This window comes from Xanthomonas floridensis (assembly GCF_001642575.1).
Lineage (GTDB): Bacteria > Pseudomonadota > Gammaproteobacteria > Xanthomonadales > Xanthomonadaceae > Xanthomonas > Xanthomonas floridensis.
On sequence record NZ_LXNG01000058.1, the window covers coordinates 48,538 to 61,052 of the forward strand.

Genomic DNA, 12,515 nt, shown 5'->3' on the forward strand with positions numbered 1-12,515 from the left:
AGCGAAAATGCGGACGCTGTGGGTTATCCGGGTGACGCGGGCAATTGCCCTGGCGATTCCCCATTCCCGATTCCCGATTCCCGGTCGTAGAGCAGATCCCACACCCCGTGCCCAAGCTTCTGGCCGCGGGTTTCGAAATGGGTCTGCGGGCGCCAGGCGGGGCGTTCGACGTGGCCGCGCGGGCCGGCGCGGTTGACCAGACCGTTGCTGGCGTCGAGCACGTCCCACATCTGTTCGGCGTAGTCGGCCCAGTCGGTGGCGGCATGCAGGCGGCCACCATCGCGCAGCTTGCGCACCAATAACTGCGCAAACGCCGGCTGGATCAGGCGACGCTTGTTGTGGCGCTTCTTGTGCCACGGATCGGGAAAGTAGATGCGTACTTCATCCAGCGCACCATCGGCGATCTCGTGCTCCAGCACTTCCACCGCGTCGTGGTGGTAGAGGCGCACATGCGTGCTGCCGTCTTCCTCCAGCGCGTTGAGCAGGCGTCCCACGCCGGGCGCATGTACCTCGATGCCGATGTAGTCGCGGCTGGGATCGTGCTGGGCGGCAAAGCGCAAGGCGGCACCATTGCCGAAACCGATCTCCAGCACCTTGGGCGCGTCGCGCCCGAATGCGGCATCCAGATCGCGCGGCGCTCCGGTGTAGTCCAGCCCGAACCGCGGCCACAGGTCGTCGAAGGCGCGCTGCTGCGCGGGGGTGAAACGGCCCTGGCGCAACACGAAGCTGCGCACTTGGCGGCGTCCCTCTTCGATGGTGAAGGGTTTGGGCGGCATCTTGGCGCCGTCGCTGGTAAACGGGTCGGTCATGAAAGGTCGGTCACGTCAGCAAACACATGCTCCGCACGTGCGCGACAACCACATCGCGCCCCACGCAGGAGCTGAAAAAAGCCCCTCTCCCACCGGGAGAAGGGTTGGGGTGAGGGTACGGGCGAAGCGATGCCGGATCCGACAAGGTCGGTCACGTCAGCAGACACGCGCGCCGCGTGTGCGCGACAACCACATCGCACCCCACGCAGGAGCTGAAAAAAGCCCCTCTCCCACCGGGAGAGGGGGTGGGGTGAGGGTATGGGCGAAGTGGTACCGGATCCGATCACGCCCATTGTGGAGCGGCCACCGCCTGGCGGTTGCGTAATGCACACGGTCGAACACACAGCGCCAGCAGACCACCCACTCATCCAATCACGCCATCCACCGGGCTCGATGCCGAGGCATAGCGCTTGCGCGGGATCCGCCCGGCCAGGAACGCCTCGCGACCGGCTTCGATCGCCTTGCGCATCGCGCTGGCCATCAGGATCGGATGGCGCGCGCCGGCAATGGCGGTGTTCATCAACACGCCGTCGCAGCCCAGCTCCATCGCAATCGCCGCATCAGAGGCAGTGCCCACACCGGCATCGACGATGATCGGCACCTTGGCGTTTTCGATGATTTCCAGCAGGTTGTACTTGTTCTGGATGCCTAGGCCCGAACCGATCGGCGCGGCCAGCGGCATCACCGCCACGCAGCCGATCTCTTCCAGCCGCTTGGCCAGGATCGGGTCGTCGGAGGTATAGACCATCACCTCGAAACCATCGGCCACCAGCTGCTCGGCAGCCTTGAGGGTCTGCACCACGTCCGGATACAGTGTGCGCGCGTCACCCAGCACTTCCAGCTTGGTGAGGTTGTGGCCATCCAGCAGCTCGCGCGCCAGCCGGCAGGTGCGCACCGCATCGTCGGCGGTGTAGCAGCCGGCGGTGTTGGGCAGCAGCGTGTAGCGCTCCGGCGGCAGCACATCGAGCAGGTTGGGCGCGTTGGGGTCCTGGCCGATGTTCACGCGGCGGATTGCCACGGTCACGATCTCGGCGGCGGCGGCCTCGGTGGCCAGGCGGGTTTCGTCCAGGTCCTTGAACTTGCCGGTGCCGGTCAGCAGGCGCGAACGGTAGCGTTTGCCGGCAATCAGCAACGCATCGGAGGGGGCGTGAGTGGTCATGGCGCGATTATCACCCATCACGCGCGGGTGCGTTGGCTGCCGCGCGAGTGCGTGGTCAGGCTCAATCGTCACCGAAGGTCCTGGAACACACGACTTCGACGTACTTGCCGCAGCGCCCCGCCGTTGCTGCCCAGACGTTGGTGAGCCCCTCCAATGGGATAAAAAGCACCAGGTCCGCGGCGCTGACATCCGGCGCCAACGCCCCGAAGGCGCCCTCACGAATCAACGGGTACGTGTTGTCGAAAAACTGCTTCACGCCTGCGTGTGCGTCCGGCGCGGTGAGCTGGGTTGAGAACCAGTCGAGCGCGTAGCGGACAGTGAGTGTGAAAAGTGGCACCGGTCGCGAGCCTGACCTGGCGGTCAACCTCCGCCCAAGGCGTGCACGATCTCCACCACGTCGCCCTCGTGCAGTGCGTGCTCGGCATGCCGCCCGCGCGACACGATTTCGCCGTTGACTTCCACCGCCACGCGGCGGTGTGCCAGGCCTTCCTGGTCCAGCAATGCGGCCAACGGCAGGTTGTCGGGCAGCGTACGCAGGCTGCCGTTGAGTTGAATGTTCATGTCATCATTGTCGCATCGCGTGCCGTCCGGGCGCGCGTTTTTGCGTTATGCGGCACTGCAGCGTGAGCACGGACGGCGGGGATGAAACCATTGCCATTCGCCGGCGTACGTATGCAGGCCGGTCCGGTCCCATCCACTTCAAGCAGGCACTCCCATGGCTTCAACACTTCGCCCGATCCGCTCCCTGATGGCGGTCGCCATCGCTATTGCGGCCACCCCGGCCATGGCCGAGTCGGCTTTCGACCGGACCGTGTTTTTCGGTGACAGCCTCACCGACAGCGGTTACTACAACCCGCTGCTGCCGGCCGCTTCGCGCGCTGTCACCGGCAAGTTCACCACCAACCCGGGCTGGGTGTGGGCCGAGTATGTCGGCGACCACTTCGGCACCAACGCTGCCCCGAACGGCAACGGACAGACCGGCGACAACTACGCCGCCGGCGGCGCGCGCATCCAGGCCAGTTCGGTCAGCGCGCTGGGCGCGGCACCGTCGGTGACCAGCCAGATCAACACCTACCTCACCGCCAACGGCGGCCGCGCCGACCCGAATGCGCTCTACACCGTGTGGGGCGGCGCCAACGACCTGCTCGCCGCGGCTACCGTGCCGGCCCAGGCGCAGGCCATCATCGGCAGCGCAGTCACCGCCCAGGTCGGTGCCGTGGCCACCCTGCAGAACGCCGGCGCACGGTACGTGATGGTGCCGACCATTCCGGACGTGGGCATCACTCCGCGCTTCCGTGCTGGCGGTGCCGCCGCAATGGCCCAGGGCACCGGCGCTGCCACCGCCTACAACACCGCATTGTTCAACGGCCTGCAGTCGGCCGGCCTGCGGGTGATCCCGGTCGATACCTTCCACATGCTGCAGGAAATCGTCGCCACCCCCGGCACCTACGGTTTTAGCAACGTCACCAGCACCGCCTGCAACCCGGCCGTGCCGCTGCCGGCCTGCAACCCGACCAGCCTGGTCGCCGCCAATGCGCAGAACACCTATGTGTTTGCCGACGGCATCCACCCGACCACCGCTGTGCACCAGATCCTGGGCCAGTACGCGATCTCGTTGCTGGAGGCGCCGCGTCTGCAGCAGGTGCTGACCCATTCCGCGCAGGCCGGCGGCCGCGCGCGCGCCGACCAGGTGGCCTGGCATCTGGACGGCAAGCCGGACGCCGATGGCCTGCGCTGGTGGGGGAGCGTGCGTGGCGACATGCAGCGCTACGACCATGCCGACCTGTACGACGGCATGGCGCCGGCCGGCTTGTTCGGTGTGGATTGGACTGCAGGCGACATGGTGTTCGGTGGCTTTGCCGGTTTCGGCCGCATGGACGCCGATTTCGGTAACCGCAACGGCAGCTTCAAGCAGGACGACACCACGCTGGGCGGCTTCTTCGGCTGGTACACCGGCCCGGTGTGGGTCAACGCCCAGGTCAGCTACAGCTGGCTGAGCTACGACGTGGACCGCGAAGTGCAGCTCGGGCCGGCCACCCGCGTGCACAGCGGCTCGCCGGACGGCAGCAACCTCACCGCCGCGCTCAACGCCGGGTATTCGCTGGGCGAAGGCAACGTCAAGTACGGCCCGGTGGCCGGCCTGACCTGGCAGAAGATCAAGCTCGACGGCTACACCGAAAGCAACGAGAGCTCCACCGCGCTGGGCTACGCCAATCAGGATATCGACTCGCTGGTCGGGCGCGTCGGCTTCCAGGTGCGTCTGGACGGCGCCATGGTCAAGCCGTACCTGCAGGCGACCTACGACCACGAGTTCAAGGACGGTGGCGAAGCCAGCGCCTGGCTGCAGTCGATGCCGGAAGTGGGCATGTACACCGTCCCGGGCCAGAACTTCGACCGCAACTACGCCACCGTGGTGCTCGGCGCACGTACCGGCCTGTGGGGCCTGCAGAGCAACATCGGCCTGAGCACCACCACGGCCCAGCGCAGCGCCCGCGATGCCACCTTGTTCGTGAACTTCAGCGGCAGCTTCTGATCCACGCGCTGCCGATCACGCAGCACACGTCACACACGAGGGCCGGGCAACCGGCCCTCGTCGCGTCTGCACATTGCGCCCGACACCCGCACCCGCCTAAACTCTGCCAACGCCACGCGGGCGTAGCTCAATGGTAGAGCTGTAGCTTCCCAAGCTACTGACGAGGGTTCGATTCCCTTCGCCCGCTCCAGAGCTTCTACTCAGCCCGTAACTACTTGATTGAGTTGTATATTCAGGCCGATTGATGATTTCGGGCGATGCCCTTCGAGGTCTCAATCGAGGTATCAATCTTGCCCAAGGCTCTGATGATGTCGCGCTCGGCCGGCCGGTATGCGCGCTTCTTTGGTCATACTGATCTTCGAGCCCGGATTGGCTAGTGCCATCTCGCCCGGGCTTTCGGAACCCTCGCGGGCATAAGCTCCCAAGCAGATGACAACCAGACGAATAGTCGTGCTTCCAGGCTCGATTATTGGCGTTTGAACGGACGTGGCTTGGCACGGGCTCACCCGTACTGATAACCAAGGCAAAAAACGAAGAATTCAGGGCGCCGAGAGTTGCACGCGCCTGTCTACCGGCCACCCTGAAATTTGAAGGTGAAACGAGCAGCAGACGCCTGGATGGCTTTTCCATCAAAAGGCGCAGGTGTCGCCTCCACCAGCGCCAACATGCCATCGGCGACGGGGACCGGAGTCCCCAACGTGAGGTCGACTTGCTTCGACCAACCGCCGCCAAACACGGTCGCCCTGACAATCATCCGTCCAGCGTGGATGCATTGAACGTTGGCCGGGCAACGGCTGTCCTCGATGACACGGTCGGGGCGCACCCTGGGGCCGTCTAGGGCTGCAATCTCTCCCAGTCGCACAGGCCCTTCAACCGGGCGGCTCGTGCCGGTGCCGGACGCCATGCACCCTGCAAGTGGGAGGGCAAGCAGAGGTGCAAGCGTCAACGCGCACAGGGGGCGACTACGTTTCATGGCGATGTTCCTGCTCGCGTGGCTTGGGGACGCAGACGCCTGCCCTTGGTCGTCGTCCGCGGGGCAGGACAATGGAACTCCAATGGCGCGCTGCCTGGAAGTGGGCGGAGGCAGCGTATGCATGGAGTGCTTGATCCTATCGTCCGCCAGGCGTGCTTGACCTGGCAAATTGGGTGTTGAACTCGTGATCTGGCCGCTTCGCAAGGTGCCGACGTGCAGCGACGTGTCGTTCTCCTGTGCCGGGCACGGTGTCCGCTAGTATCGCGATGTCTCATTCACTGAAAACACCTCATGCCGATCCCCCGTCTTGTCGCCGCGTTTCTTGCCATATCGACCGCTGCAATGGTGGGCACGACGCATGCCGAAACGTGGATCGTCCGAACCGATCTATGGGGAAATCCTGCCTTTTCGACCCTCTCGATCGAGCGCACGGGACATCGGATCAACGGCGACCTGGACGGCGACACGATCGACGGCAGCGCTAGCGGCGATCAATTGACGCTGACTGCGACCGATCGCCAGCAGCGCACGTCGCGCTACGTCCTGCGCCTCAAGGGCAAGGAGCTGACCGGCACGACCGAGGGGCCGGATACCAACGATCCCGCCGCACGCGCCACCCATGCGGTGACGGGCTGGCGTGTGCCCGATCGCGCTGGCGGACCGCGTACGGTGGAGTTCAGCCCGACCGACTATTCCAACACATGGAATGCCGATCGCAGACCGGTGCTGGTGGTCTGGCCGGGGGATACGATCCACACGACGACAGTCGATTCCGGTGGAGTCGACGCGCAGGGAAAAACCAGGGCGCTGTTCGGCAATCCGCAGACCGGCCCGTTCTTCGTCGCAGGCGCCCAGCCTGGCGATACGCTGGCAGTACATATCCGTCGCCTGAAGCTCAACCGCGATTGGGCCGACAGCCTCGACACGATCGTTGGGCGTGCTCTCGGTACAGCGCTGGTGCCGGACGCCGCCGCCCTTGGTAAGCCGATCAAGTGGCGGCTCGACCGCGAGACAGGGCGTGCACGTCCTGAAAACGCGACCGGCTCGCTCGCCGGCTACTCGGTGCCGGTAAAGCCGATGCTCGGCGGCATGGCGGTCGCGCCGGGCTTCGGGCTGCCTGCAATGTCGACCGGGGACACCGGACGCTTCGGAGGGAATATGGACTTCAACGAAGTGGTGGAAGGCAACACCGTCTACCTGCCGGTGCAGCAACCCGGCGCGCTGCTTTATTTCGGCGACGCCCATGCGCTTCAGGGTGACGGCGAGACGACGCAATATGCGCTGGAAACGTCGATGGACGTGACCGTCACTGTCGATCTTGTCAAGGGACGCAGCGTGTCGATGCCACGGGTCGAGTCGCCGACCCAGATCATGGTGCTGGGTCAGGCCGGGTCGCTCGACGAGGCGCTGAAGTCCGCTAGCACCGGCATGGTCCAGTGGCTCCAGCAGGATTACGGGCTGACGCTTTCGCAGAGCGCGCAGGTGCTGGGCACGGCGATGCACTACAGCATCCCCAACCTCGCCGGCCGCAGCGTGGGAGTGGCGGCCAAGATCGACAAGGCCCTGTTGCCGGCCAGACCATGAGTCGATGGGGCAGGGTGAAGTGCTGTCTCCACCGAGCACACTCAGAGGAGATGGCAGCATCGCGTTGCTGCTTGTGCTGCGCGCTGGGCGTCTTGGGGCCTTGCGGAGCAAGTGATCTTGTTCGGCTCACGCCCGATGATGCGTGCGTTCGGTAGGATCCCTTCGGGCCTTCGCAATTACTGGCGCAGCGCAGCGACTTGGGAGCGTGAGATGGACAAGCCGCTCTGCGGCGTCATCATCCTGTCCTTCGCCGGAGTGCTTGTTTGCGCGGCAGCCTCAAGCGCTGGCTCGCTATAGCGACTCACCTTGCGCAGTTTTGATCGCAGGTGAGAGGGCATCTAAGCGTGTTTGTATCTTCATCGGATGCGATAGCGGGTCAAACGGCAATCGCCGTCTGGTTTGTCATGTTTTCCCTGGTGGCATCGCTGCTGTTTCGGCGTGCCGCGTGGCGTACGTCGATGGTCGTCAAACAGTGCGCGATGGCGAGTGTGGCCGTTGGGCTGCCGCTGGCAGCGTGCTTGCCTTCCTCGGCGTACGTGCTGAAGTTCGTGGTGATGCTTGCGTTGTCGCTGTGCACGGTTGTGGTGGGCATCGTGCGCGGGCCGCGGCGATGGATGTGGTTTGGTCTGGTTGCGGCAGCACTGGCCTACGGCGTTGTTGCGTTCCAGTACGTGCTGATGGAGATCGCCAGATAGGTGCGTGGCGCAATTGCGATGTGCTGCCGTGGAAGCGTTGGCGACAGGGGCGCCGTACGACGCCGGTTTCGTTGCGGTTCGGGATCGCCGGTCTAGCGTTCGCAACGCACGGATGTCCGTGTAGTCCAGGTGCTGTCATGTCTGTCATTCGCTATCGGTTGCCGTCGATCATCGTTGCGCTGGGTGCCATCGTTGGTGCGGGGCCTGTGTTCGCGGCCTGCCAGCCCGGGCCGTTTGCCGTCTCGCTGCCTGCACAGCGGCTCGACGAGCGTTTGCAGCAGCTGGCCCACGTCACCGGGTGCGCGGTGGAAGTGGATCCATCGCTTCTGCAGGGCAAACGCGCCGCTGCATTGACGGGATCCCTTAGCGCCGATCAGGCCTTCATTCAATCGGTGCGTGGCAGCGGCCTCGAAGCCGGGCCGGCCGATGACCATTGGCGCGTCAATCAGGCGCAGCAACGGTATTTTGCCGAGCGCGTGGAGACCTTGCGCAGTGCGATTGCGGATGCGCGCAAGAGCAAGTCGATGACGCCCATACGCGCGAAAAAACTGACCGCCTACCTGTCGAAGATTGCTGCGGACGTCCCCAGGCTTGTGCGCGAGCAAGGCTTTCTCAGTGCAGCAGAGCGGGCGTCTTACGGGCGCATGTTGAAGGATGTGGAGCAGTCGTTGGTGCGCTGATGCGTTGCAACGACGACGCGGGATGTCGCGGGTTCCGCAAGGCCGATTCGCCGCATTGCATGTGCAGGCGCGGTCTCGGACATCACGATGGCAGATCCAGGCCGATGTCACTCCAGAGCGGCTAACAGACACAGCGAGCAGCCGTCAGGTGGGTGTGGACGGTGTGATCACAACCTGAGTATAGGAGCGGTATTGCCGCGCCGAGCACCGGCCGCGCCCGCGCTCGCGTGCCAGCCTGGCGGTGAGCCAAGCAGTGTTGCTGCCGCTCTTCAGCGGCAATCAGGTCGGCGCATCCTGCCGCTCTTCGACCTGTGTCGCAGGCTTGCCGATGCGATCAATCCAAGCTTGTCTCTATCGCTGCGATGAGTGTTGCCAATGACATCGATTGCAGGCGCTTAATCGCTGTAAGAAGTAGCCCGCAGCTTCGGCTTTTTCTTCTTCAGGGTCAGGAACTTCCTGATTGAGAACGCTTCGCATGTCTACCATAGTGACTGCATCATTGAGCGGACACCATGACAACTACTCACTCCCAGCTGATCGGTGCGTTGATGAAAGGCATGCGCCGCGCCGAGTCTGCGCGCGCGGCCTCCATTGCCTACCGCGCCGGGCCGGCGGATCAGACGAGTACGTGTGGCACGTCGGACGATGCCGGTAAGGTGCTTGAGATGTTCAAGCTCGACGCCGATCAGATTCGCCAGATTGGTCTGGTTGGGGTGGAGGAGCTGGGCGAGGCGGTGTGCCATGCCTGGTCGATCAACGCCGGTCAGCTGGACCGGGTGGTGCAGTGGTTCACCGCCCCCCGGGTGGAGTTCGTGGGCAAGCACTGCAGCGAACTGATCCGGGCCGGTCGCATCGGTCCGGTGCTGACCATGGCCCGCGAACACGCCTTGCTGCGCCATCGCTGAGCGCCAGCAGACCCGAATCTGGCCGGGCGCTTTACGCTGGACGGCGTAGCGGCAATACTCGTTGACCCGCCCAACCTTAGTTTCGTCAATGCGCCAGGTTCCGCCAGCGTCACCCTCTGCCGCCGCCAAAGCCCAACTGCTGGAAGAGCTGCGCAAGCTTGAGCAGGAAGAAGCGCAGCTCAAATATGCCCAGACCCTGGAAGCGTTCGACCAGATCGTCGAAGCGCTCACCCAGTTCGGTAGCCGGTTCAACGCGAAGCAGAAGTCCCAGATCGCCTCGCTTGCCATGACCGGCAAGACCAAGGGGCCACTGTCGTCCACCGGCGAGGTGGTCGCCAAGTACTGGCTTCCCCATTCCGGAGAGACCTGGTCCGGGCGTGGCCGCACGCCGCGCGCATTCAAGGCGTGGGAAGGCACCAGCTCCTATAAGGAATGGAAGTCCAAGCATCCGGACAAGCGTTTCCCGCTCTATCCGGGGTGAGGTGTCGCCGGTTTGGCGTGTGCGTGGGGTTTCCCGAATTCGAGGTGTGTTGAGTAGGCACGTGGTCACATAAGTCATGCGTGCAGCGTTTCGCCCTGCGCGACCGTGCGTTCGTCTGCCTGTCAGCGTGGCGACAGTGGATGCCTGATTGCGGCCGGATCGTGATGCGCATTGCCCTGGCAGGAGTCGGTCGCGGAACCAAAATGTGGATGCGTCTGGCCAGTGTCGAGGCATTACGCCAACTGGCTGATCGCCAGGCGCCGATCACCAAACGTGTCGATGCGCCGCTTGTAGCGTGGCTTGGGTGCCTGCCGGCTGCTAAGAGATGCGTAAAAAAACTCAACCGAATGCAGCTCTCGCCTGCTTGGCGCATTGGCGAAGAAACGTTTTAACGTTGCCTTCCTGAGTGATGTCGGCAGCCACAATGCGCGAGTACCCGGCATCTGATCAACGCATCACGCATGCCGTTGCCCAGCGAGCATCCCGGCACCGCATGACAAAACTCGCTGCCCGCCGTGGCGGTGGACAGCGAGCCTATCGACCGCTCAAACGTTACTGATCGCTCTTGCACTCGAACACCGACACGCTACGCGGCGGTGCCAGGAATTCACTGGCGCCAGCAGGCATCATGTCCACTTCCAGCGCCTCGTCGGTCGATAGCACCAGCTTCCAATGCACCGGCTCATCGGTGGTGGGAAGAGTGAAGCTCACGCCCTCGTGATAGGCATTGATGACGATCAACAAGGTAGCGTCGTTGGCCAACTCCTTGACGCCCGAGGTCTGCGCCTTGCCTTCCAGCAACAGCCCCACCGAGCGCGCGCCTGCATCGGTCCAATGCGCATCCTCCATTTCGCTGCCACCGGGGTTGAGCCAGGTGAGGTCACGCACGCCCGCCTCCTCGTTGTATTGCCCGTTGAGGAAGCGGCCACGCGACAGGATCGGGTAACGCTTGCGCAGCGCTGTCAGTGACTTGACGAAGTCAGTCAGGCGGCCGTCGGTGGGATCGTTTTCCCAATCGAGCCAGGTGATCTCGTTGTCCTGACAATACGTGTTGTTGTTGCCCCCCTGGGTCTGCGCGCGTTCGTCACCGCTCAGCAGCATCGGCGTGCCTTGCGAGAGCAGGAGCGTGGCAAGCAGGTTCTTCATCTGCCGCTCACGGATCTGCAGGATGTCGGCGTTGTCGGTATCGCCTTCTTCGCCGTAATTGCACGACCCATCGTTGGACGAGCCGTCGCGATTGTCTTCGCCGTTGTCGATGTTGTGCTTCTCGTTGTAGCTCACCAGATCGCGCAGGGTGAAGCCGTCATGTGCGGTGATGAAGTTGACCGAGGCCCACGGTCGACGGCCGCGGCGGTCGAATAGATCCGCAGAGCCGGTAAAGCGCGTGGCGAATTCGGCCAGTTTGCCGTCCTCGCCTTTCCAGAACTCGCGCGCGTTGTCGCGGAACTTGTCGTTCCACTCCGACCAGCCCGGCGGGAAGTGACCCACCTGATAGCCGCCCGGGCCGCAGTCCCAGGGTTCGGCGATGAGTTTGACTTCCGACAACAACGGATCCTGGTTACAGGCGTCCAGAAAACCGCCGCGCTGGTCGAAACCGCTCGGCTCACGCCCCAGGATGGTGGCCAGATCGAAGCGGAAACCATCTACATGCATTTCGCCGGCCCAGTAGCGCAGCGAATCGTTGACGAACTGGATCACCCGCGAGTTGCTCAGGTTGAGCGTATTGCCGGTGCCGGTATCGTTGATGTAATAGCGTTTGTCCTCGGCTAAACGGTAGTAGCTGGCGTTGTCGATGCCCTTGAACGACAGGGTTGGCCCCAACTCGCTGCCTTCGGCGGTGTGGTTGTAGACCACGTCCAGGATCACTTCCAGCCCTTGCTTATGCATGGCCTTGACCATGTCGCGGAACTCGTCGCGATGGCCGCTGGAGAGATAGCGCGACTTCAGCGCAAAGAAGCCGATGGTGTTGTAGCCCCAGTAATTGCGCAGCCCCTTATCCAGCAGATGCTGATCATCCAGGTACGCGTGTACCGGCAAGAGCTCGACGGCAGTGATGCCCAGATCCTTGATGTACTGCAGTACCTGCGGCTGGGCCAGACCTGCGAAGGTGCCGCGCTCGGCCTCGGGCACCTGCGGGTGACGCATGGTGTATCCACGCACATGGGTTTCGTAGACGACGGTTTCGTTCCAGGGCTTGAGCACGCGCACATCGTCGCCCCAATCGTAGGTGTCCTCGACCACCACGCATTTGGGCATGAAGGGCGCACTGTCGCGCTCATCGAAGCTCAGGTCGCCGTCCGGATGGCCGACGGTGTAGCCATACAGTTCGTCGGCCCAGATCAGATCGCCTTCCAGCTCGCGTGCATAGGGGTCCAGCAACAACTTGTTGTGGTTGAAGCGGTGGCCTTCGGTCGGCGCGTAGGGGCCATGCACGCGGTAGCCATACCGCTGCCCTGGCTTGGCGTCGGGCAGATAGCCGTGCCAGATCTCATTGGTGTACTCGGGAAGATCGACACGGGTTTCGTTGCCCTGCTCGTCGAACAGGCACAACTCCACACGCGTGGCATGCGCGGAAAATAGGGCAAAATTGGTGCCCTTGCCATCGAAGACGGCACCGCGGGGAAACGGGCGTCCCTGACGGATGCGGGAGGGGTTGGCATAGGCCGCGCTTGCTGGACGTCGCATGGAGAGTCTCG

The 12,515-nt window shown here is 63.8% G+C and carries 13 protein-coding genes, 1 tRNA gene and 1 other RNA gene; 8 read left to right on the forward strand and 7 right to left on the reverse strand.

Annotated features, from left to right (window positions below; translation table 11 throughout):
* Positions 1-23 precede the first annotated feature (23 nt).
* From trmB to thiS, 4 genes are all read right to left on the reverse strand, one after another.
* Positions 24-809, reverse strand: a complete 786-nt coding sequence (gene trmB, locus A7D17_RS21825) for a tRNA (guanosine(46)-N7)-methyltransferase TrmB (RefSeq protein WP_064511041.1) — start codon at positions 807-809, stop codon at positions 24-26.
* A gap of 364 nt (positions 810-1,173) precedes the next feature.
* Complete coding sequence (locus A7D17_RS21830; RefSeq protein WP_064511042.1) at positions 1,174-1,968, reverse strand: thiazole synthase; 795 nt, start codon at positions 1,966-1,968, stop codon at positions 1,174-1,176.
* Positions 1,969-2,029: 61 nt separating this feature from the next.
* Positions 2,030-2,305 (reverse strand): hypothetical protein, encoded by a 276-nt coding sequence (locus A7D17_RS21835; RefSeq protein ID WP_064511043.1) that lies wholly within the window; start codon positions 2,303-2,305, stop codon positions 2,030-2,032.
* Positions 2,306-2,328: 23 nt separating this feature from the next.
* A complete protein-coding gene (gene thiS / locus A7D17_RS21840; protein ID WP_029220702.1) occupies positions 2,329-2,529 on the reverse strand; it encodes a sulfur carrier protein ThiS in 201 nt (66 codons plus the stop codon).
* Between the two features lie 187 nt (positions 2,530-2,716).
* On the opposite strand from thiS, the gene A7D17_RS21845 reads away from it, so the two are divergent.
* Positions 2,717-4,501: an autotransporter domain-containing esterase gene (locus tag A7D17_RS21845; protein ID WP_064511044.1), complete on the forward strand. Its 1,785-nt coding sequence runs from the start codon at positions 2,717-2,719 to the stop codon at positions 4,499-4,501.
* Positions 4,502-4,617: 116 nt separating this feature from the next.
* Positions 4,618-4,691 (forward strand) — tRNA-Gly (locus A7D17_RS21850).
* 378 nt (positions 4,692-5,069) lie between these two features.
* Here A7D17_RS21850 and A7D17_RS21855 read toward each other — a convergent pair.
* The gene (locus A7D17_RS21855) at positions 5,070-5,474 is read right to left on the reverse strand and encodes a hypothetical protein (protein ID WP_064511119.1); all 405 of its coding nucleotides are present in this window, start codon (positions 5,472-5,474) and stop codon (positions 5,070-5,072) included.
* Between the two features lie 291 nt (positions 5,475-5,765).
* Here A7D17_RS21855 and A7D17_RS21860 point away from each other — a divergent pair, with 291 nt between their 5' ends.
* The 3 genes from A7D17_RS21860 (at position 5,766) to A7D17_RS21870 (ending at position 8,433) form a co-directional block, all read left to right on the forward strand.
* On the forward strand, positions 5,766-7,058 hold the full coding sequence (locus tag A7D17_RS21860; RefSeq protein ID WP_064511045.1) for an acetamidase/formamidase family protein: 1,293 nt from the start codon (positions 5,766-5,768) through the stop codon (positions 7,056-7,058).
* 416 nt (positions 7,059-7,474) lie between these two features.
* A complete protein-coding gene (locus A7D17_RS21865) occupies positions 7,475-7,753 on the forward strand; it encodes a hypothetical protein (protein WP_239692268.1) in 279 nt (92 codons plus the stop codon).
* A gap of 137 nt (positions 7,754-7,890) precedes the next feature.
* On the forward strand, positions 7,891-8,433 hold the full coding sequence (locus A7D17_RS21870) for a hypothetical protein (RefSeq protein ID WP_153042020.1): 543 nt from the start codon (positions 7,891-7,893) through the stop codon (positions 8,431-8,433).
* A 119-nt stretch (positions 8,434-8,552) separates the two neighbouring features.
* Here the strand turns inward: A7D17_RS21870 and A7D17_RS21875 are convergent.
* Positions 8,553-8,626, reverse strand: a non-coding RNA gene (locus A7D17_RS21875) — sX9 sRNA.
* 319 nt (positions 8,627-8,945) lie between these two features.
* Between A7D17_RS21875 and A7D17_RS21880 the strand changes: the two genes are divergently transcribed.
* The 3 genes from A7D17_RS21880 to A7D17_RS24365 all read left to right on the forward strand — a co-directional run bounded on the left by A7D17_RS21880 (position 8,946) and on the right by A7D17_RS24365 (position 10,211).
* The gene (locus A7D17_RS21880) at positions 8,946-9,338 is read left to right on the forward strand and encodes a hypothetical protein (protein WP_064511048.1); all 393 of its coding nucleotides are present in this window, start codon (positions 8,946-8,948) and stop codon (positions 9,336-9,338) included.
* A gap of 88 nt (positions 9,339-9,426) precedes the next feature.
* A complete protein-coding gene (locus A7D17_RS21885) occupies positions 9,427-9,819 on the forward strand; it encodes an H-NS histone family protein (protein WP_064511049.1) in 393 nt (130 codons plus the stop codon).
* A gap of 80 nt (positions 9,820-9,899) precedes the next feature.
* Positions 9,900-10,211, forward strand: coding sequence for a hypothetical protein (locus tag A7D17_RS24365; protein ID WP_153042021.1), 312 nt, complete (start codon positions 9,900-9,902; stop codon positions 10,209-10,211).
* 160 nt (positions 10,212-10,371) lie between these two features.
* Here A7D17_RS24365 and glgX read toward each other — a convergent pair whose 3' ends face one another.
* Positions 10,372-12,504 carry a glycogen debranching protein GlgX gene (glgX, locus tag A7D17_RS21890; RefSeq protein ID WP_064511050.1) on the reverse strand — a complete coding sequence of 711 codons (2,133 nt, stop codon included), beginning with the start codon at positions 12,502-12,504 and terminating at the stop codon, positions 10,372-10,374.
* Between the last annotated feature and the right edge of the window lie 11 nt (positions 12,505-12,515).

Bases quoted from the DNA above. Each gene is read 5' to 3' on its own strand.
- trmB (WP_064511041.1), bottom strand. From the start codon at position 809: ATGACCGACCCGTTTACCAGCGACGGCGCCAAGATGCCGCCCAAACCC.
- A7D17_RS21830 (WP_064511042.1), bottom strand. From the start codon at position 1,968: ATGACCACTCACGCCCCCTCCGATGCGTTGCTGATTGCCGGCAAACGC.
- thiS (WP_029220702.1), bottom strand. From the start codon at position 2,529: ATGAACATTCAACTCAACGGCAGCCTGCGTACGCTGCCCGACAACCTG.
- A7D17_RS21845 (WP_064511044.1), top strand. From the start codon at position 2,717: ATGGCGGTCGCCATCGCTATTGCGGCCACCCCGGCCATGGCCGAGTCG.
- A7D17_RS21855 (WP_064511119.1), bottom strand. From the start codon at position 5,474: ATGAAACGTAGTCGCCCCCTGTGCGCGTTGACGCTTGCACCTCTGCTT.
- A7D17_RS21860 (WP_064511045.1), top strand. From the start codon at position 5,766: ATGCCGATCCCCCGTCTTGTCGCCGCGTTTCTTGCCATATCGACCGCT.
- A7D17_RS21870 (WP_153042020.1), top strand. From the start codon at position 7,891: ATGTCTGTCATTCGCTATCGGTTGCCGTCGATCATCGTTGCGCTGGGT.
- A7D17_RS21880 (WP_064511048.1), top strand. From the start codon at position 8,946: ATGACAACTACTCACTCCCAGCTGATCGGTGCGTTGATGAAAGGCATG.
- A7D17_RS21885 (WP_064511049.1), top strand. From the start codon at position 9,427: ATGCGCCAGGTTCCGCCAGCGTCACCCTCTGCCGCCGCCAAAGCCCAA.
- glgX (WP_064511050.1), bottom strand. From the start codon at position 12,504: ATGCGACGTCCAGCAAGCGCGGCCTATGCCAACCCCTCCCGCATCCGT.